The organism is Erythrobacter sp. YT30 (assembly GCF_001542875.1).
GTDB lineage: Bacteria > Pseudomonadota > Alphaproteobacteria > Sphingomonadales > Sphingomonadaceae > Erythrobacter.
This window is the reverse complement of the sequence record NZ_LMAF01000001.1, coordinates 540,329-559,754: the sequence shown is the minus strand read 5'-3', so window position 1 is coordinate 559,754 and position 19,426 is coordinate 540,329. Positions and strand designations below refer to the sequence as shown.

At 57.3% G+C, this 19,426-nt stretch carries 16 protein-coding genes; 11 read left to right on the top strand and 5 right to left on the bottom strand.

Translation table 11 applies throughout. The features are described 5' to 3' along the window. Nucleotide 1 precedes the first annotated feature (1 nt). Genes AUC45_RS02615 through AUC45_RS02590 form a run of 6 tightly spaced genes read left to right on the top strand, consistent with a single transcriptional unit; the run spans nucleotide 2 to nucleotide 6,558 of the window. The gene (locus AUC45_RS02615) at nucleotides 2-1,549 is read left to right on the top strand and encodes an NADH-quinone oxidoreductase subunit M (protein ID WP_067597707.1); all 1,548 of its coding nucleotides are present in this window, start codon (nucleotides 2-4) and stop codon (nucleotides 1,547-1,549) included. Further along, nucleotides 1,549-3,030 carry an NADH-quinone oxidoreductase subunit NuoN gene (gene nuoN, locus AUC45_RS02610; protein ID WP_067597704.1) on the top strand — a complete coding sequence of 494 codons (1,482 nt, stop codon included), beginning with the start codon at nucleotides 1,549-1,551 and terminating at the stop codon, nucleotides 3,028-3,030. The genes AUC45_RS02615 and nuoN overlap by 1 nt, the downstream gene beginning before the upstream one ends. Further along, nucleotides 3,027-3,773, top strand: a complete 747-nt coding sequence (locus tag AUC45_RS02605; protein ID WP_082700924.1) for a biotin--[acetyl-CoA-carboxylase] ligase — start codon at nucleotides 3,027-3,029, stop codon at nucleotides 3,771-3,773. Before nuoN ends, AUC45_RS02605 begins: the two co-directional genes overlap by 4 nt. 5 nt (nucleotides 3,774-3,778) lie before the next feature. Beyond that, nucleotides 3,779-4,555 (top strand): type III pantothenate kinase, encoded by a 777-nt coding sequence (locus AUC45_RS02600; RefSeq protein ID WP_067597697.1) that lies wholly within the window; start codon nucleotides 3,779-3,781, stop codon nucleotides 4,553-4,555. Between the two features lie 47 nt (nucleotides 4,556-4,602). After that, a complete protein-coding gene (locus tag AUC45_RS02595) occupies nucleotides 4,603-6,261 on the top strand; it encodes a ribonuclease J (RefSeq protein ID WP_197409491.1) in 1,659 nt (552 codons plus the stop codon). 6 nt (nucleotides 6,262-6,267) lie between these two features. Further along, on the top strand, nucleotides 6,268-6,558 hold the full coding sequence (locus AUC45_RS02590) for a DUF1467 family protein (RefSeq protein WP_067597694.1): 291 nt from the start codon (nucleotides 6,268-6,270) through the stop codon (nucleotides 6,556-6,558). A gap of 2 nt (nucleotides 6,559-6,560) precedes the next feature. On the opposite strand, the gene AUC45_RS02585 is transcribed toward AUC45_RS02590, so the two are convergent. Continuing rightward, nucleotides 6,561-9,203 (bottom strand): ATPase, encoded by a 2,643-nt coding sequence (locus tag AUC45_RS02585; protein ID WP_233998506.1) that lies wholly within the window; start codon nucleotides 9,201-9,203, stop codon nucleotides 6,561-6,563. 28 nt (nucleotides 9,204-9,231) lie between these two features. On the opposite strand from AUC45_RS02585, the gene AUC45_RS02580 reads away from it, so the two are divergent. From AUC45_RS02580 to AUC45_RS02570, 3 genes are all read left to right on the top strand, one after another. Beyond that, complete coding sequence (locus AUC45_RS02580; RefSeq protein WP_067597691.1) at nucleotides 9,232-9,543, top strand: hypothetical protein; 312 nt, start codon at nucleotides 9,232-9,234, stop codon at nucleotides 9,541-9,543. Between the two features lie 142 nt (nucleotides 9,544-9,685). Further along, nucleotides 9,686-10,678 (top strand): hypothetical protein, encoded by a 993-nt coding sequence (locus AUC45_RS02575; RefSeq protein ID WP_067597688.1) that lies wholly within the window; start codon nucleotides 9,686-9,688, stop codon nucleotides 10,676-10,678. Between the two features lie 8 nt (nucleotides 10,679-10,686). Continuing rightward, entirely contained in the window at nucleotides 10,687-12,084 is a 1,398-nt protein-coding gene (locus AUC45_RS02570) for a sensor histidine kinase KdpD (protein ID WP_067598961.1), read from the top strand. A 46-nt stretch (nucleotides 12,085-12,130) separates the two neighbouring features. Here the strand turns inward: AUC45_RS02570 and AUC45_RS02565 are convergent, their stop codons facing one another. Beyond that, entirely contained in the window at nucleotides 12,131-13,417 is a 1,287-nt protein-coding gene (locus tag AUC45_RS02565; RefSeq protein WP_197409490.1) for a citrate synthase, read from the bottom strand. Nucleotides 13,418-13,459: 42 nt separating this feature from the next. Next, a complete protein-coding gene (gene gltX / locus AUC45_RS02560) occupies nucleotides 13,460-14,863 on the bottom strand; it encodes a glutamate--tRNA ligase (RefSeq protein ID WP_067597683.1) in 1,404 nt (467 codons plus the stop codon). A 68-nt stretch (nucleotides 14,864-14,931) separates the two neighbouring features. Here gltX and AUC45_RS15940 point away from each other — a divergent pair, with 68 nt between their 5' ends. Further along, nucleotides 14,932-15,567, top strand: coding sequence for a DUF4131 domain-containing protein (locus AUC45_RS15940; protein WP_233998505.1), 636 nt, complete (start codon nucleotides 14,932-14,934; stop codon nucleotides 15,565-15,567). A 15-nt stretch (nucleotides 15,568-15,582) separates the two neighbouring features. Then, on the top strand, nucleotides 15,583-17,196 hold the full coding sequence (locus AUC45_RS02555; protein WP_233998504.1) for a ComEC/Rec2 family competence protein: 1,614 nt from the start codon (nucleotides 15,583-15,585) through the stop codon (nucleotides 17,194-17,196). 125 nt (nucleotides 17,197-17,321) lie between these two features. On the opposite strand, the gene lexA is transcribed toward AUC45_RS02555, so the two are convergent. Together lexA and AUC45_RS02545 are read right to left on the bottom strand one after the other, a co-directional pair. After that, nucleotides 17,322-18,023: a transcriptional repressor LexA gene (gene lexA / locus AUC45_RS02550; RefSeq protein ID WP_067597680.1), complete on the bottom strand. Its 702-nt coding sequence runs from the start codon at nucleotides 18,021-18,023 to the stop codon at nucleotides 17,322-17,324. Between the two features lie 208 nt (nucleotides 18,024-18,231). Further along, complete coding sequence (locus AUC45_RS02545) at nucleotides 18,232-19,422, bottom strand: molybdopterin molybdotransferase MoeA (protein ID WP_067597677.1); 1,191 nt, start codon at nucleotides 19,420-19,422, stop codon at nucleotides 18,232-18,234. Between the last annotated feature and the right edge of the window lie 4 nt (nucleotides 19,423-19,426).

Genomic DNA, 19,426 nt, shown 5'->3' with positions numbered 1-19,426 from the left:
AATGGACTTTCCCATCCTCACTGTGATGATGCTTGTGCCGCTGGCAGGCGCGATTGCGTGCCTGTTTGCGGGCGAGGGCTCTCGCCTGATTGCTTTGCTGTCGACACTAGCCACGTTCGCTCTCGGCGTGTTGCTGTGGATTAATTTCGACAATGACGGTGCGCAATGGCAATTTACGGAGCGATATGAACTCGTTGCCGGGTTCAATTACGCGCTCGGCATAGACGGCATAGCGCTGATGCTGATCATGCTCAGCGTTTTCCTGATGCCGATCTGTATCCTTGCAAGCTGGGAAGCGATCCAGAAACGCGTTGGCGAATACATGGCGGCGTTCCTGTTCATGGAAGTGCTGATGATCGGCACTTTTGCAGCCCAGGATATCTTCCTGTTCTACATCATGTTCGAGGCAGGCCTAATCCCGATGTATCTGATTATCGGGGTGTGGGGTGGCGATAACCGCATCTACGCGAGCTACAAATTCTTTCTCTATACGTTGCTCGGCTCGGTGCTCATGCTTGTCGCTATGTTCTGGATGGTGGCAACCGCTGGCACATCGGACATCCCAACGCTGATGCAGTACAATTTCCCCGTAGGCGCTCAGACGTGGCTGTGGCTGGCATTCTTTGCGAGCTTTGCGGTGAAGGTACCGATGTGGCCATTCCACACCTGGCTACCCGATGCTCACGTTCAGGCACCCACGGCGGGTTCAGTAATCCTTGCCGGCGTTTTGCTGAAGCTTGGCGGATACGGCTTTATCCGTTTCAGCCTACCCATGTTCCCGGTCGCAAGCGCTGAGTTTGCTTGGCTCGTTTTCGCGCTGTCGATGGTGGCGGTGGTCTACACCTCGCTCGTCGCTCTGGTGCAGGCGGACATGAAGAAACTGATCGCCTATTCTAGCGTCGCTCACATGGCGATTGTGACGGTCGGCCTGTTCGCCTTCAACGTGCAGGGTCTTGAAGGTGCAATCATTATCATGCTGAGCCACGGTCTTGTCTCGGGCGCGCTCTTCCTATGCGTTGGCGTGATCTACGATCGTCTCCATACACGTGAGATTGATCGGTATGGCGGGCTCTCAATCAACATGCCGTATTACGCGGTGTTCTTCCTACTGTTCACCATGGCAAGCATCGGCCTTCCGGGCACGAGCGGTTTTGTCGGCGAATTCCTGTCGCTGGCAGGTATCTACCAAGTCTCGACCTGGGTTGCGCTGGTTTGCACGACGGGAATTATCCTTGGCGCGGCCTATATGCTCTATCTCTATCGCCGCGTCGCCTTTGGCGCACAGAAGAACGAAGACGCTGCTGCGATGGGTGACATTACGGCGCGCGAATGGGCGATGATGGCGCCAATTGCTGCCGTGGTGATGTGGATGGGTGTTTACCCCGAAAGCTTCCTTGCTCCCATGCGCGAAGACATCAAAGCGCTGGACGCACGCCTCGTCCTTGCCGCTCCTGAAAGCGATAGCCAACTGGTGGTGGGAGCGCCCAAGGAGAGCGCAGCGAACGCGGTGGCCGCTCCCGAAGGCTATGAAGGGGAGGGCGCACACTGATGCTCGACCTTGCAAACTCTTTCGACCTGATCATTCCGGAGCTTATTCTTACGGGGGCCGGACTGCTGCTCCTGCTCGTGGCCGCATGGGGAGGCGATCAGCTATCGCGCCCCATCGCGATCCTTGCAGCAACGGCATTGTTCGGTGCGGGAATTGCGCTCGTCCCTGATTTGCATTTCGGGACGGACGGGCCGCAGACACTCGCCTTTAACGGCCTGCTGCGCGTGGATAGCTTTGCGCTTTTCGCCAAGGCTATGATCTATCTCGCAGCGATCGGCGCGCTTATCATTGCACCGGCATTCTTCGCCAGCCCCGCTGCCGGTGAAGAGCGCGGAATGCGGGCCGAATACCCAATCCTGATCATCTTCGCCTCGGTCGGCATGAGCATCATGGTGTCCGCCAGCGATTTCATGGCGCTCTATCTCGGCCTCGAATTGAATTCACTCGCAGCGTACGTGCTCGCAGCAATCCTCCGCAAGGATGACCGCTCAGCAGAAGCAGGGCTCAAATACTTTGTGCTGGGTGCGCTCGCATCGGGCATCCTTCTTTACGGCATGAGCCTGCTTTACGGTTTCACAGGGGGCACTGATTTCGCGACCGTTCGTGCTGGGCTCGAAGGTGACTTGGCATACGGCCCGCTCTTCGGTCTCATTTTCGTGATGGCTGGCCTCGCGTTCAAAATCGCAGCTGTTCCCTTCCATATGTGGACACCCGACGTTTACGAGGGCGCGCCGACTCCGGTCACCGCGTTCTTTGCCACCGCACCGAAGGTCGCTGCGGTCGCGCTGACGGCGCGCGTGGTATTCGATGTGTTTGGCGGTCAGGTTCTCGCCTGGCAGCAGATCGTGATGTTTGCAGCGCTCGCTTCCATCGTATTCGGCGCGCTTGGCGCTATTGGGCAGGAAAATCTCAAGCGGCTGCTCGCCTATTCTTCGATCAATAATGTCGGATTTATTCTCCTGGGCCTTGCAGTAGCAGATCAGGCGGGTGCAAGCGCGATGCTCATTTACCTCTTCATCTATGTCGCGATGAGCCTTGGCAGCTTTACCGCGCTGTTGATGCTGCGCGGTGATGATGGCGACTTGTTCGAAACATTCGGCGACATCAAAGGCCTTGCAGTGACCCAGCCAGCGCTGGCCTGGTGCCTGCTTCTCTTCATGTTCAGCCTTGCCGGTATCCCGCCGCTGCTCGGCTTTTACAGCAAGTTCGTGGTGTTTCAGGCAACGGTTGAGGCAGGCTTGGTGGTCTTTGCCGCAATTGCCATCGCTGCGAGCGTCATCGGCGCATTCTACTACATCAAATTCGTCAAAGTGATGTTCTTTGATGAGCCGGCCGAGCTTGTGACGGGCAAGAGCGGCATGGCGCATTGGGTTCTGCTCGCGCTGACCGCGCTTATCATCTCGCCGCTTGGCTACTTGCTCACCCCATCGCTCACAGACCTCGCCGATAAAGCGGCGCGCTCGCTGTTCTTCACGATTTGAGCCATTCGCCGTGCATTGAGGTGGTTGAGGAGACCGGCTCAACCAATGCCGATCTCTTGGAGCGGCTAAATGCGGGCGAAATCATCCCTGATGGCTACTGGCTGCGCGCTGAAAGACAAACCGGAGGGCGAGGGCGACTTGGTCGCAAGTGGGAAAGCCCAAAGGGCAATCTGTTTTGCAGCACTGTCGTTAATCTGCGCGAAGGCGATCCCTCTCCATCGACGCTTTCGTTGGTCACCGGCCTCGCGGTTTTCGATGCGATCAGACCTTGCCTGATGAACGACACCCCCATGCTGCTCAAATGGCCTAATGATGTCATGGTCTTTGGAGACAAGATCGCAGGGATACTGCTTGAACGGGCTGCACACAGTGTGATTGTGGGGATCGGTATCAATGTCAGCTACGCGCCTGAATTGCCCGATCGCAAAACGATCTCAATCGCCTATGCCAACGGCAAATTCGCCAATGGACCGGATTCGGTCCTCGATGGGCTCGCCCAAAAGTTTGCTCAGCGTTTGAGCGATTGGCGCGAGAAGCCCCTTAGCGAAACACTTCTCGAATGGACGGTTCGCAGCCACCGCTTCGATGACAGGCTGCGCATCACTGGGTCCGATGGCGAACAGATCCATGCATGGTATCGCGGTATCGACGAACACGGCGCTTTGCGGATACAACCCTTGGGCGCGCGCGAGACGACCGTACACGCAGGCGATGTCACGCTGAAATGGCATGATGAGGAGTAAAGCCCATGCTGCTGGCTGCTGACGTAGGAAACACCAACGTGGTCTTCGCACTTTTCGAAGGACACGAAGTAAAGGCCCGCTGGCGCATCGCGACCGATCCGCGGCGGACGGGTGATGAATACGCAGTTTGGCTCCTGCAATTGCTCTCAATCGAAGGCGTCGCGCGCGAAGATATTACACAGATCATCTTCGCTTCGGTTGTTCCCAGGGCAGATCATAACCTGACAGTGCTCTCTCAGAAATACTTTGGCATCACCCCGCTAAAGGCGGGCGAGGGCAAAGCGGCATGGCAATTCGAAATTGACGTCGATCAACCGAGTTCGCTGGGCGCGGACCGCGCGCTCAATATCCTCGCTGCCCACAACAAATATGGCGGCGACATCATCGCGATTGATTTCGGCACGGCGACCAAATTCGAAGCGATCGATTTCAACGGTGCCTATAAGGGCGGCTCCATTGCTCCGGGGATCAACCTCTCGCTCGATGCTCTGGTGGGTAAAACTGCCAAACTTCCTCGCATCGCGATCCGCACGCCGGAAAGCAAAAGTGTGATTGGCCGCAACACCGAAGATCAGATGCTTATTGGCGTATTCTGGGGGTATGTCGCCATGATGGAGGGCATCGTCGAGCGCATGAAATCGGAAATTGGACGCCCGGCAAAGGTTGTAGCCACGGGAGGGCTCGCCATATTGTTTGATGAAGCGACCGACATCTTCGATCACGTTGATGCCGATCTCACCATTCAAGGGCTGGCCATTCTTGCAGAGCAGGCAAACTCTTAGAATCAAGCGCCTAAATCCAAACCAAAAATCCGAGCGTACTTTCTCACGTGAAAAAGAATTACAGTCCCGAAAACGAATTGCTGTTTCTCGCCCTTGGCGGATCCGGCGAAATCGGCATGAACGTCAACCTCTACGGCTGCGATGGCAAGTGGTTGATGGTCGACCTGGGCATGACTTTTTCGGGCGGCGAATATCCGGGTGTCGATCTTGTCTTTGCCGATCTGGAATTCATCGAGGAGCGCACCAAAGATCTTCTCGGTATTGTCCTCACCCACGCGCACGAAGATCACATCGGAGCAGTTCCATACTTTGCCGGCGAATTGGGTGTACCGCTTTACGCAACGCCATTCACCGCTGATCTGGTAGCCCGCAAACTCGAAGAAGCCGGTCTTTCCGGACAGGTTGAGCTCAACATCATCCCTGATGATCACGGTGAGATTGCGCTTGGGCCATTCACCGTAACCTATATTCCGCTTGCACACTCGATTGCCGAGGGGAACGCGCTGCTGATTGATACGCCCTATGGCCGGGTCTTCCACACTGGCGATTGGAAGCTCGATGAAGAGCCGATCATCGGTGAGCCAACCACCGAAGAGGAATTGACCGAGCTTGGCGACGAAGGCGTACTGGCGCTCGTGTGCGACAGCACCAACGTCTTCAATCCCAACCCGTCGGGCTCTGAAGGGGCTGTACATCGCGGCCTGATGGAAGAGGTAGCCCAACACGAGGGCAAACGCGTCGTGGTGACCACCTTTGCAAGTAACGTCGCGCGGCTTCAGACCTTGGGCGAAGTTGCGCGCGAAACCGGACGGCAAGTGTGCATTGCCGGGCGCTCGCTCGACCGAATTCTCGAAGTCAGCCAAGACAATGGCTATCTCACCGATTTTCCCGATCCGATTGATTTTGACACCGCCATGCGCCTGCCGCGCGGCGAAGTCTTGATCCTGGCAACGGGCGGTCAGGGGGAGCCACGTGCAGCGCTCGCGCGGATGGCAGAGGACAATCACCCGATTGAGCTTACGCGCGGAGATGTGGTGCTGTTTTCCTCGCGGCAGATCCCCGGCAATGAGATTTCGATTGGCAAGATGCAGAATGAACTTGCCAGGCGCGGCATCACTATGGTGACGGACCGGCAAAGCTATATCCACGTCTCAGGCCATCCCGGGCGCCCGGAACTCGAAGCGCTTTATGGCTGGCTGCGTCCCGATGTCCTTGTTCCTGTCCACGGCGAAATGCGGCACATGCAAGAGCAGGCGCGGGTGGGGAAAGCCAATGGCATTGAGCACAATGTGGTCCAGTCCAATGGCGATGTCGTGAAGCTTGCTCCCGGTAAGCCTTCTGTCATAGCGCAGGTCCGCAATGGTCGCCTGGTACTCGACGGTGACATTATTGCGCCTGCTGATGGTGATGCGGTCACAATGCGCCGCCGGATTGCGCATGAAGGGGTGATGACAGTCGTGCTCGTTCGTGGATCAACCCCGGTGATAGATTGTCTTGGCCTCCCGCTTGATGAGGATATGCCCGATTTCATCGCAGAAGCTCAAAGCGACATTCTGGCAGCCTTGCGCAAGCTAAAGGGCAAGGATGCACAAGATCCGGTCGCAGTGCACGAAGCAGCGCGCTTGGCGGCGCGAAGGGCGGCGCGGCGGTGGTCGGGCAAAAACCCACAAGTCCGCGTGCTTATGCCCGGCCTCGCGCAGGCTTGATACGCGATGCAGTGGACATCAATTCTCGCGATCTATTTCCTTATCTGGGTGATGAGCGCCTTTGTGATGCTGCCATTCGGTGTGCGCACAGCTGACGAGACAGGCGAAGCCAAAGTGCCCGGTCAGGCGGATAGCGCGCCGGTCAATTTTCGGCCCGGAAAGATCGTAATTCGCGCAACAGCAATCGCGACGATCCTGACGACGATATTTGTGCTCAATTTCGAATATGGCTGGGTAACGGCGGACGACCTGAATTTCTTTCCAGAGCCGCCTGTAAACCTCTCAAAACCTGACTGATATCAGGTCCGAAGCCGCTCAATTCCCTGCGCCAGCGCCACATAGAGCTTGCCCATATCCGATCCCAGCACGGTGACGCCTAAGGCGTTGCCATCTCGGGTTGAAAGCATGGACCGCAGCATAGCCTCGAAATCGTGGATGTAGCGGTTCACATTTGCATGGAAATCATCGTCTGACTGGTACAATTCCGCGATTTCCTTTGCCTGAGGGTTGTCGATCAAACGAACAGCGCGGCGTGTGAAGATACCGCGATCACCTTTCAGGTAAGAATTCCACTCGGTGTCGGAGACTTCGCTGGATAGGGCCGACGCAATATCGATGGAGCTCGAATTGAGGCTATCGGTGATAAGCGCCATGCGCCGCGAGAAATCGTTGTTCACTTGCTCTTCGGCAAGTTCGCGTGCGCGGCGGATGCGTTGTTCCAGATTGCCGGTAAGCTCGTTCACTTTGGCCAATTGATCACGCAATTGCGCAGTCGCATCTCGGCCTGCGCCCGATGCGAGCGCAGCGGCGGCCTCCATCTGCGCAATCGCGGCGTTGCTTTCTGCCTGAAGCGATTCCGACAGTTTGCCCGCCGCTTTTGAACTGATCTCTTCGGCAAGCGCCTCGATCTTCTCTTTCGTTTCGGTCTCCAATGTGCCGAAGGTGGATCGTGTTGCAGTTTCGAGCGACAAGATGGCTTCACGCAGCCGCTCTTGCGTGGTGCCGGCGAACTCTTCGCTTTCATCTGCCACTTGGGCGAGCCCACCGCGCAGCCCTTGCAATTTGGCAAGTGCCTCATCTGCATGTTCAGAAAGGCGGTTCTGCAGTGCATCAATCGAAGCGTCAGCCTTCTCGATCTCACCGTGCGTGTTGGTGAGATAGGAGCTTAGCTCCTCACCATGTTCTGAGGTCGAAAGCATGATGCCTTTGACCTCGCCCGCGCGTTTTTCGACATCCGACAGTTCGCTAGAAGCGTTCTTGATCGCTTCTGGCAGTTCCTCACGGGTATGATGGACGCCGAGTTCGATGTTTTCGAGCAGTTTGAGCGCCGATTTGTTGAGTTCGTTGAGCGCCTCAGCCGTTTGGCCGAGCGACAATCGTTTTTCGGACAATTGCTTACCAAGATCACCAAGACCTTCTGCAAGGCTGCGACGCGTCACATCGGTCTGCGAGGCGATCTGTTTGATGAGCGAGCCCATTTCGCCAAACTGATCGCTCAGCGCCGCGCTTTGCTCAGAGAATTTCTGCGTCTCTTCAGCCTGCGCTTCGCGCTGTTTCATCATCGCCGTATCAAGATCGGCAAGTCGCGCTGCCATCATCTCGCTGCCACGGGTTTCGCGCTGCTCAAACTGATCCTGACGGCTTTTCATTTCCGCCATAAAGCGAATGTCGCGCTGCGTGAGGAGATCGTCGAATGCGATGGCCTCCTGCTTGAGGCTGTCGAGGCGTGTTTTTGCCGCTTCGATGGCGTTGCGATCCAGCTCATCGACCTGGTCAAACAATTCCGTCATTGAAGTCTGCAGGTTTTCAATCGCCTCTTCCTGACGTTCGCCTGCAAGCTTCTCAGCATCGCGCAATTTGGTGAGAAGTGTATCAGTTTCGCCCTGAAGGCCGGCAAATCGGCCACTAAGCGACGCGTAGGCCTGCGCCTCGGTCTGATCGACTTCGCTGCGGTATTCAGCCGCCTTGTTCTGCAAAAGATCGAAGCGCTCACTGACCGTTTGTTCGAGGCGCGACATCTCGCTGTCAAATTCGCCCAAAGTCTCGTTCACTCTTGAGCTGAGGTCGGCAATTTTGCTGTCGGTCGATGCGCCTGATTCCTCGAGCTTCTTGAATTCGCCGACCAGAGCTTCGGCCTGCTCTTTGGCGGTGCGGCCTGCATTGCCGATCTGGTTGGACACATCGCGTGCAGACGTCGCAATAACTGGCAAATCGTCGCGCAATTGGGACATGTTGATCAGCGCGGTATCGCTGGCTTTCCCAATAGATTGAACCTGTTTGTCGTTCTTCTTGATAAGATCTTGTAAGGTCGCAGCGTGTTCTGAAATGCGCTCACTTGCGACCCGGCCCAGTGATTCCAGATCGCGCGATTGCGAAGCGAGGAATTCCCGCGCCAGGCTCAATTCGCGATTCACCACCGTGAGCCGGTTTTCGAGCTGGGCGCTTTCCTGGCTCAACAAGGATGCAGTGATCGCAAATCGATCGGCTTCCCGGCGCGAATTGCGCATTGCAAGCAGCCATATCACGCACACCAGCAATACGGGCACTGACCAGTCGATAATCCAGTTGACCCATTGCGCAGGTGCGACACTGGCAGCGTTGAGCAGGTCCGATTGCATCGCCCAGCCATAAAGCCCGGTCCATCCAATGATGGTCAAAATCGCAAGGCTGGGCAAAACCCACCCAAATCCCGCTCGTGGAGGTTCGATCTCTTCAAGGAATTCAAGTTCCTGATCCATTTCGGTCAGATCAAGAACATCACCATCGTCATCGACTTCATCACTGGATGACAATTCCAGCTCATCGGCGGTGTCGTGCTCCCCTGTCTCGTTAGCTGAATCAGTTGAAGCGTTATGCTTTGTGCTGCGGCCCACGGCCCGAATGTGAGAACCTTCTGACATGCCTTTTTGATACCACATCACGTTTGTGGATAAACCCTCCATTAACCCTTATTCTTATAGTGTGGCTTTCATGGCGTTTGAGAACGGAGCCTTGGATGCGACTTTGGCAGCAGCGGCGGGAGATGATCCCGCTCTGATGCATGAATTGCGTCTCGCATTCGTGGAAAGCGCTGAAAAACAATTGGATTTGCTGAAGCGATCACGTTGCGATGGAAATTGGCACGTTGCAGCGATGCGCTTGAAAGGCCTTGCGGCGAGCTTTCATTCTGACGAATTGCTGGATGCGGCTGAAAACGCTCTCACTAGCGCGCCCGGTGAGCCGACCGCAATTCGCGATATTGAATCGGTTCTTCAACAGTTTTCATCGCCATCCGCTGGATAAATCGGTTCTCTTTGTCCCGAATTGAACGACTAGCCAGAAGAGATGCCGCTTCCGAGGCGCTCACCCCTTACCGAATTGCTGCTGCCTCAGGCAGGTAAATAGGCTAACACTGGCTTAACTATACCCCTTTAATGACGAGGGAATGGGCAAGACCATCATGGATCGCGCTGCGACATCCACTGCGACGGCGAATGCTGGAAAGCATGTCGAAACGATGCTGCGCGCTGAATTGGCGCGCGGGGATCGTGCGCTGAGCGGGGTTGCGCCGGTTCTGTCGCACATGTTGGCAAGTTCAGGGCACGCGCTGGTGAATGAGGACGTGATTGCGCGGCTCAGAGGTATGTTGACCGATTGCGGGCGCCAATTGTTTGCTGCCGCCAATGCCGCAGCATCATCCGCAGGCCCAGAAGCCGAGCAGGCAGCGATTGATAACCTTGCCGAGGAACTGGCCGGAAACGGTCCTGTCCTCAGCCACTATTATGCGCTCGCAATGGAGGGTCATCTTGCCCATCGATTGGAGCATCGATCATCGCTAGATCCGGTTCTCAGCCCGCTTCTCCAGGAATTGATTGCGAGCGATCAGGACGATACCGCGGATATTGCGATGAGCGCCATGGCAGCGCAATCGCGCTTTATCCAGTCTCAGCGTCGCATGGCATTGCCGGTTACAGAATTGCCGGCGAGGCTATTCCACATGGTGCTGGAAAGCTGGCAAACGTGGGCTGGGGCAAAAGGCATTGTCGATCAGGGCGGCGTGCAGAGCTCCACGATCAAGTTTCGCACCGAATATGACGAGGCATCGACGCGCCTTGGATTGCTCACTCGATTGACGGGAACCATGCGCAAGGGCGCTATCGCTGCATTGGAGCTTGATCATGCAGGGCTGGCGCTGTTTGCGACCGCTCTTGCAACACTGACGCGGCAACCGCGCGATCTCGCAATTCTCGCGTGTCACGAACGCCAGGCCGCTCGTCTGGCTTTGGGGTTGAGAGCGGCGGGTCTCGATCAACAGACGATTGAGCGGCAATTCCTGCTGCTTGAGCCGGTGGAACGTTTGCCGCGGCAAATGGGGGAGATTGCACCAGAACAGGCAGCCGCTCTTTTGGGCCAATCAGCAGCATGGAAAGGGGGCTGAAGCGCGCAATGGACCAGCGCAGTTCCCTTCTTGCCGCTCGCGGCCTGACCGATGATCGTGATCGTCTCCTCACTGCAGATGAAGCTTTGGCTGACCTGCATGAGAGGTGCGGAGGCTCTTTGCCGGGCACCCTCGCGATCCCCGAATTGCTCGATCTGGTGCAGCAGGGTCGAAGTATGGGACTGCGCATTGCGCGAGAATTTTCGTGCTTCGATGGCGAAGAAGAAGTCAGCGGGTTTGCCCGCGTGCGCCCTCTTGATGAAGAAGATGGCGGTGGATGCGAGTTGCTGATCGACAATTGGCAGAGAAGCAGCGAACCTCAGTTCAGCTCGCGGGAACTGGGCGAAAGGATTGACGCCATTGACCGCGCATCTGCTGAAGTAACAGCGCGCTTGGACAGCAGGCAGTATCTCCAATTGCTGAACGCGAATGCCGAAGACACCCAAGATCTGGCGGAGAAAGTCCGCAATGAGCCCGGACAGCTGTGGACGTATTATCTTTCCTTGAGAGGGGTGGCGCATCAGCAGCCTCTCCATTGGCGTTTGCTTGATGGGGCTGTCTGTACATTTGAGGGTTCGGAGCGAACATGGCGCGCGCGGTTGATCCCGATTGGGCCGGGTACGGCTTCTCCGCGAGGATTTGAGCTGCTCCTGGTGGCTGATGAGCCATTAATCCCGACAGAAGATGACGACCGCGACACGCTGCTCGCCGAAGCCCAAACGCGCATGATTGGCCGCACCTTGGCGCCCGTCCTGCGTCAACCCGTTTCAAGCATCATCGCCAACGCGGAATCAATCCGCGCCAAGCTCGCAGGACCCTTGCGAGCCGAATACAGCGAATACGCTGGCAATATCGCGGCTGCAGGTCAGCACCTTTCGGGAATGCTTGATGATCTTGCCGACCTTGAAGTGGTCGAAGCGGCTAATTTCAGCACACTTGAAGAGCGCGTTGACCTCGGCGATGCAGCCCGCAGAGCTGCGGGCATTCTTGGTGTGCGCGCACAGGCAAAAGCCATCAAGCTCGACTTGCCTCCCGAGGATGAACGCTGTCCGGCAACAGCCGAATTCCGCCGTGTTCTTCAGATCCTGATCAATTTGATTGGCAATGCGATCGCCTATTCGCCTGAGCAGAGCACCGTCACCATTGGTGTGGGGGAAGGGGCGGAACCTGGCACGGTCGCCTTGATCGTTGAGGATCAGGGTCCGGGCATCAGCACCGAACAGGCTGAGCGAATCTTCGATAAATTTGAAAGACTTGGCCGCAGCAGTGATGGCGGCTCAGGCCTTGGCCTCTATATCTCGCAGAGGCTCGCCAATGCGATGAAGGGCAAACTCGACCTCGCCGATCCGAGCGAGGCGGGCGGAAACGGCGCGCGCTTCCGCCTCACATTACCTCGATACGAATGACGGTTTTTGTGAATGTGGCGGCGCTGAAGAGCGCCGCCCAATCGCGTTACCTGCTGGCAACCGGCACGTAATCGCGCTGCGTTGGCCCTGTGTAGAGCTGGCGCGGACGACCGATAACCTGGCCTGGATCTGAAATCATCTCGTTCCACTGCGCAACCCAGCCCACGGTGCGGGCAAGAGCGAAGAGCGCAGTGAACATCGTGGTTGGGAAGCCGACCGAAGACAGGATGATACCGGAATAGAAATCGACGTTCGGGAAGAGCTTCTTCTCCTTGAAGTAATCGTCATTCAGCGCGATTTCTTCGAGTTGTAGGGCCACTTCGAATACCGGATCGGTGGTTTTGAGCGCTTCAAACACTTCGCGAAGCGTCTTCTGCATCACCGTCGCGCGCGGATCGTAGTTTTTGTACACGCGGTGACCAAAGCCCATCAGGCGGAACGGATCGTTCTTGTCCTTCGCGCGCTCGATGTAGTGAGGGATACGATCAGGCGTACCGATCTCTTTCAGCATGTTGAGCGCAGCTTCATTCGCGCCGCCATGGGCAGGGCCCCAGAGGCAGGCGATACCAGCAGCGATGCACGCAAACGGGTTCGCACCCGAAGAGCCGGCGAGACGAACCGTCGATGTCGAAGCGTTCTGCTCGTGATCAGCATGTAGGATGAAGATGCGGTCCATCGCCTTTTCGATGGCCGGGTGGATTTCATATTCTTCTGCCGGAACGCCAAAGGTCATGCGCAGGAAATTGCCCGTGTAGCTCAAGTCATTCTTTGGCTGCATGAAGGGCTGACCAACCGCATATTTGTAGGCCATAGCAGCAATGGTCGGCATTTTTGCGATCAGGCGGTGCGATGAAATCTTGCGGTGTTCAGGATCCGAAATGTCGGTGCTGTCGTGATAGAAAGCAGACAAAGCGCCCACAACACCGCACATAATCGCCATGGGGTGAGCATCGCGGCGAAAACCCTGATAGAATTGGCGCAGTTGATCGTGCAGCATGGTGTGCCGCGTGATGGTATATGTGAAATCGTCAAGCTCGTCCGCGCTCGGCAACTCACCGTTCAGCAAGAGATAGCTGACTTCCATAAAGCTGGAATGCTCAGCAAGCTGCCCGATGGGATAGCCACGGTGCAACAAAATGCCTTCATTGCCGTCAATGTATGTCAGCGCGCTTTCGCAGCTGGCTGTCGATTTGTAGCCTGGATCGAAAGTGAAAGCGCCGGTTGCGCCGTACAGCTTGCGAATGTCGACCACATCGGGCCCAGTGCTGCCTTCGAGTACGGGAAATTCGTGGGACTGTCCGCCCAGTTCGAGTTTCGCCATTTTGTCTGCCACACCGTGTCTCCTGTCCAATATTTTGCCGCCCGGAGGCGCCGCTCAAGACGCCTCAGCGTCAAGCCGTGCCAGCGATTCATCCCGTCCCAAGAGGACCAGAACGTCGAAAATTCCAGGCGAAGTTGTCGTTCCGGTCAAAGCAGCGCGCATGGGTTGCGCAAGCTTGCCGAGACCCAATTCCAATTCATCCGCCAAGGCCTTCGTACTGGCTTCGAGAGCTTCGATTGTCCAGTCATTTTCGCTGCGCAATCTTGCGTAAACTTGGCTGAGACGTGCACGCGCCTCATCATCGAGCATCTTGGCGGCTTTTTCAGTCATGGAAAGGGGGGCTGCGGCAAACAAAAACCCTGCACCATCAGCAATTTCATCGAGGTTCTTCGCACGCATTTTGAGCGCAGGCATGGCACGCTCCAAGAGGGCGGTATCCGACGAATTGCCTATGCGATCAGCGACAAGTTGCGCGAGCCTCGCGTCATCTGCCTCACGGATGTAGTGCCCGTTCAGGTTTTCGAGCTTTTTGATGTCAAAACGCGAAGGGCTCTTACCGACGCCCGCCAGGGTAAAGAGCTTGATTGCCTCTTCGCGCGTGATTTCCTCTTTGTCTCCGTGGCCCCAACCGAGCCGCAGCAGGTAATTGAACAAGGCCTCGGGCAAGATCCCGAATTCGTCGCGATAGGCATCCACGCCCAGCGCTCCGTGCCTTTTCGAAAGCTTCGCCCCATCCGACCCATGGATCAGCGGTATGTGGGCATAGGTCGGCTCGGGCCAGCCACCCTCAATCGCGTCCATTGCCCGGTAGATGGGGAGCTGACGAAACGCATTGTTCAAATGGTCATCGCCGCGAATGACGTGAGTTACACCCATGTCGTGGTCATCAACGACCACTGCGAGCATGTATGTCGGCGTCCCATCAGCGCGCAGAATGATGTAATCGTCAATCTCGGCATTCTTTACAGACACCGAGCCCTGAACTTCGTCCGCAATAGTCGCTTCGCCTTCGATTGGCGTCTTGATCCTTACTGTGAAAGGCGCGCCATTGGGTGCCTCAGCCGGATCGCGATCGCGCCAACGCCCATCATACCGCATTGGCTGCTTGTTCGCGCGCTGCTCTGCTCGCATTTGTTCGAGCTCTTCCGGCGTTGCAAAACACTTGTACGCATGGCCAGCTTCGAGCAGTTTATAAGCGACTTCAGCGTGCCTGTCGGCGCGCTTTGACTGGAAAACCGGCTCTTCGTCATAGTCGAGGCCGAGCCAATCTAGCCCATCAAGGATCGCGTCAATCGCTTCCTGAGTGGAGCGTTTGGCATCTGTGTCCTCAATCCGCAGCAGAGCCTTGCCGCCGTGATGGCGGGCATAAAGCCAGTTGAAAAGCGCCGTCCTCGCCCCGCCGATGTGTAGAAACCCGGTGGGGGAGGGCGCGAACCGAGTGACGATGCCGCTTGCCATAGCTGCGTATTTCCTATTCAGTTGCACGTATCAAAAACTGGCCGAACCCGAGGAGGGGCTTGGGGCCAATGGCCAATACGCCGATTGTTCCTATGGGAGATGATGTTGGCAGCAGCGGTGCTGTTGACAAATCGATCCCGAACGCAGCCGCATACGAAGCTGCCCAAAATGCTCCGCGCCCTTGGCAAAGGGGCGCGGCCTTGTCCAGTATTGCCGGTCTCACCTTTGATCGGATCGAGCAGTTTCTGGCCAATGCCGGCTTTGATCGAGCGCCCTGGATCGCAGTATGCTTTGCCTGCGGCATTTTCGCCTGGTTTGGCCTTTCAAGCCCATGGCAATGGACGAGCGCTATTGGGCTTGGCATTTTGCTCTGTCTGGCGGCCATGGCGGCCTGGCGCGGCGATGACACGCGTGAACACTGCCGAACAGCTGCGATTACGATTGGGTTGGTGTTCGCGGCCGGGATTGTGGTCATCTGGGCGCGCTCTGAAATGGTTGGGGCCGAGCCGATTGAACGACCGGCGGTGGAGCGAGTGCAAGGCTATGTCCTGGAGCGGCAAGATCAGCCTGCCGATGATCGCATCCGGCTCACCATGGCAGTGCGTGATGCTGCAACCGGTGAAAGCCGCAAGATCCGCGTGAATGTGCCGTTTGAAGAGGTTTCTCGGATTGACGGGCAAGAAGGCGAGGAGGCCTTGGGTTAGGGCGCGATATTGCGCATGCGTGTTCGCCTGATGCCTCCGGCAAGCCCCATGCTTCCCGGAGCCTACGATTTCGCCCGTGCGGCCTGGTTCAAAGGACTTACTGCGACAGGGAGCCTTATCGGCGAGATCGAAGTTATCGAGCCTGCGCCTGCGAACAGCGGCCTGTCAGTGCTTCAACGCAGCCTTGCCGGTCACGTGCGCGCCAATGTCGATGGAGGCGCGGGGACTATCGCAGCTGCCTTCGCCAGCGGAGATCGCGGCGCGATATCGCAAGCAGACGAAGAGGCCTTGCGCGATGCGGGCCTAACCCACCTTCTCGCAATCAGCGGCCTCCATGTGAGCGCGGTTATTGCTGGCGCATATCTTGTGGTGCTCAAATTGCTGGCGCTTTTCCCGGCACTCGCCTTGAGAGTTCGCCTGCCCGTTCTGGCGGCCGCCGCCGGGGCTTTTGCGGGCATCAGCTACACTCTGCTCACCGGCGCGCAGGTGCCCACAGTACGCGCTTGCGTCGCGGCAATGCTGGTGCTCGGCGCTTTGGCGCTAGGAAGAGATGCCTTGTCGCTGCGAATGGTGGCAGCTGCTGCAATAGTGGTGATGCTGCTCTGGCCCGAGAGCGTGATTGGGCCCAGCTTTCAGATGAGCTTTTCAGCGGTTCTCGCAATCGTGGCGCTTCATTCATCAAGGCCGGTTAAAGCGTTTTTGGCCCCGCGTGAGGAGAAATGGTGGCATCGCCTTGGCAGGAACACCGCCATGCTATTTCTAACCGGCCTCGTCATTGAAATTGCGCTGATGCCGATTGTGATGTTCCACTTTCACCGGGCAGGGCTTTATGGCGCGCTTGCCAATGTGATCGCGATCCCGCTTGTGACTTTCATCGCGATGCCGCTGATTGCGCTTGGACTTGCTCTGGACCTTTTCGGTCTTGTCGCGCCGGTTTGGTGGCTGGTAGAGCTGTCGCTTGAGGGCTTGCTTGGTCTTGCGCATTTCACATCGGCACAGCCGGGTGCGGTCAAACTGATGCCGCAGATGAGCGGTCTTACCATTGCTCTGTTCGTCGCCGGCGGGTTGTGGCTCGCTTTATGGTCTGGCCGCGCAAGGCTGCTTGCGCTTGCCCCGATTGGTCTTGCTACTTTTCTGCTGATTGCGACACCCATTCCCGACGTTCTTATTGGGCGAGAAGGGCGGCATGTGGGGATCACTGTCACTCAGCCGGATGGATCGCGCAGTCTGCTATCCTTGAGAGACAGCAGATCGTCCTACTCGCGCGACAATCTGCTCGAACTGGCGAGCGTGACGAGTGATCCGATCCCGTTGAGTGAATGGCCAGGAGCCCAGTGCTCGACCGAGTTCTGCCTCATTGATATCAAGCGCGGGGACAGGGATTGGACGCTTCTACTTGCTCGCAATCGAAATCTCATTGAGGAGCGCGCGCTCGCGGCAGCCTGCGACCGGGCTGATATTGTGGTGGCGGATCGTTTCCTCCCGCGCTCCTGCCAGCCAAGATGGCTCAGAGCGGATCGGCGTTTTCTCTCCAAGAGTGGCGGGTTAGCGCTCGATCTGGAGGCCGAGACAATCGCCAGCGTCGCATCGCGGCAAGGCGATCACGGATGGTGGAAGGGCTGGGATTAAACCGGGCGCCTAAACGAAAACGGGGCGGAAATGACCACCATGGTCAAAACCGCCCCGCATCTGTTGGCCAAAGATGAAAGGGGCAATAGCGATCGAGGAAAATCCTCGAGGACCCTGCAGCCCGGTCAGTGATAGCGCCTGAGGAGCCCTGCAAGTTTGCCCTGAACCTGCACTTCACCAGCAGGATAGACCTGCGGATCATAGGCGGAGTTTGCTGGGTCTAACCGGACATTGCCGTGATCTTTGTGAAGGTATTTGAGCGTCGCTTCCTCTCCGTGGACCAGTGCCACAACGATCTCACCGTCTCGCGCCGTGTCCGTGCGGCGGATAAGCGCGAAATCACCATCGAAAATGCCCGCTTCGACCATGGAATCGCCAGAAACCTCGAGTGCGTAATGCTCTCCAGGCCCGAGCAGAGCTGCGGGGACGGGCAGGGCGCTTTGCCCTTCAAGTGCTTCAATCGGTGCGCCAGCTGCGATCCGGCCGTGCAGCGGAATGCTGATAACGTCGTCATTCGCTGGTTCTGCCTGCGTCTTGGGCACTGCAGCCGCGCGCGCCGCCTCCAAATCAACGACGCTGCCGCTATTGGCTGCTCGCGGTGCAGGCGTTGCATCTTCTGGCTGCTTGATCACTTCCAGAGCGCGCGCCCTGTTGGGCAGGCGGCGGATGAAGCCGCGTTCTTCCAGAGCGGAAATCAGGCGGTGGACACCCGATTTACTCTTGAGATCGAGCGCCTCTTTCATCTCTTCGAAACTTGGTGAAATGCCGGTCTCTTCAAGCCGCTCCTGAATGAAGCGGATCAATTCGTGCTGTTTTGCCGTTAGCATCGGCCAAACTCCCTTTAGCGCACCGGGTCTATCGCGATCACGGGGTGCCGCGCGGTGCCAAAACTGTCGCATTCAAAGAGGCACAACGCCGCCAAAGGCGAGTGCGGTTGGAATGCTGTTCATCCACCGAAACAGTGAACGAATGCGGAACAAGTAGGCAACTTTGAAAATGAAGTCAACAGCGTGGGAGGGATGAAAGCTGTGCGATTCAGCCGTTTCGGAGGTTATACACAGGCACCACATCACCAATCGCTGCTTCTGCGCTGTCAGATGGCCGGTTAATCAGGCAATTCGCCTGAGCAAGCGCGAGCAGAGCGCTGGAATCCTGTGAGGATGCAGGAGCAACCTCATTGTCGCTTGAGATACCCCGCAAAAACTCCTGGCGAGGGCCAGTTGCGGGCAAGGTTGCGCTGGCAATTCTGGATTCCGTTTTAGGCAGAGGATCGCGATCGCCCATCGCCGCACGGATCAAGGGCAGCGCGAACAGGAACGCAGTGACGAAGCTTGAGACGGGATTGCCGGGAAGGCCTAAAATGATTTGCGTTCCCCAATCGCGATCTCGCGTTGCGACCATCAGGGGCTTTCCGGGTTTGATCGCGACTTTCCAGAAATCGATCTCAGCGCCCCAATCGCGCAAGGCTTGTTGCACAAGATCATGATCCCCAACCGACGCGCCGCCTGTCGTGATGAGAATCTCGACATCGTTTGCGCGGGCTAAAGCCTTGGCCAAAGCCTCCAAATCATCGGCAACAGGCCCTAGTCTGTGCGGCGTGCATCCCAAGGGGCGCACCATGGCTTCGATCATTGCGCCGTTGCTTGCCGGGATTTGATCGGGCCCGCACGCGGCAGGATCGCTTGCCAGCTCATCTCCGCTGTCGAGAATGGCGATATTTGGCGCTTTGTGGACGGGAAGTGTCCCATGGCCAGCCGAGATCGCGAGTGCCAATGGCGCCGGTCCCAGTCTCGTGCCCGCACTCAGGACCGTGTCGCCTTCCGCAAAGTCAAATCCGCGTTTGCGCACATGCCGGTCTGGTGGTGGCAGCTCTTCACCTTCGGCCGAGGCGATGGTTTCGCCGGAAATTGCCGCGTTCTCCTGGATCAGCACTCTGTCGGAACCCTGAGGCATATGCGCTCCGGTGGAAATCCGAGTGCATTGCCCATGCTCGAGGTATCCATCAAAGGGCTCGCCAGCGCGGCTTTCGCCCACACGCTGCCATGGTCCTTCACCGCAAATCGCATACCCATCCATCGCGGATAGATCTGCCGGAGGCTGTGTCCGGCGCGCCTTTGCATCTTCTGCTAGGTAGAAACCGAGCGCTGCCTCCGTGTCCAGCCATTCAATCGGACCGGGCTTGACCAATGTCAGCAACCGTTCTTGCGCTTCCTCAAGGTTGAGCATGGTG

Excerpts from the sequence above, each read along its gene's own strand:
- AUC45_RS02615 (WP_067597707.1), top strand. The coding sequence starts at position 2 with ATGGACTTTCCCATCCTCACTGTGATGATGCTTGTGCCGCTGGCAGGC.
- nuoN (WP_067597704.1), top strand. The coding sequence starts at position 1,549 with ATGCTCGACCTTGCAAACTCTTTCGACCTGATCATTCCGGAGCTTATT.
- AUC45_RS02600 (WP_067597697.1), top strand. The coding sequence starts at position 3,779 with ATGCTGCTGGCTGCTGACGTAGGAAACACCAACGTGGTCTTCGCACTT.
- AUC45_RS02590 (WP_067597694.1), top strand. The coding sequence starts at position 6,268 with ATGCAGTGGACATCAATTCTCGCGATCTATTTCCTTATCTGGGTGATG.
- AUC45_RS02585 (WP_233998506.1), bottom strand. The coding sequence starts at position 9,203 with ATGGAGGGTTTATCCACAAACGTGATGTGGTATCAAAAAGGCATGTCA.
- AUC45_RS02580 (WP_067597691.1), top strand. The coding sequence starts at position 9,232 with ATGGCGTTTGAGAACGGAGCCTTGGATGCGACTTTGGCAGCAGCGGCG.
- AUC45_RS02575 (WP_067597688.1), top strand. The coding sequence starts at position 9,686 with ATGGGCAAGACCATCATGGATCGCGCTGCGACATCCACTGCGACGGCG.
- AUC45_RS02570 (WP_067598961.1), top strand. The coding sequence starts at position 10,687 with ATGGACCAGCGCAGTTCCCTTCTTGCCGCTCGCGGCCTGACCGATGAT.
- gltX (WP_067597683.1), bottom strand. The coding sequence starts at position 14,863 with ATGGCAAGCGGCATCGTCACTCGGTTCGCGCCCTCCCCCACCGGGTTT.
- AUC45_RS15940 (WP_233998505.1), top strand. The coding sequence starts at position 14,932 with ATGGCCAATACGCCGATTGTTCCTATGGGAGATGATGTTGGCAGCAGC.
- AUC45_RS02555 (WP_233998504.1), top strand. The coding sequence starts at position 15,583 with ATGCGTGTTCGCCTGATGCCTCCGGCAAGCCCCATGCTTCCCGGAGCC.
- lexA (WP_067597680.1), bottom strand. The coding sequence starts at position 18,023 with ATGCTAACGGCAAAACAGCACGAATTGATCCGCTTCATTCAGGAGCGG.
- AUC45_RS02545 (WP_067597677.1), bottom strand. The coding sequence starts at position 19,422 with ATGCTCAACCTTGAGGAAGCGCAAGAACGGTTGCTGACATTGGTCAAG.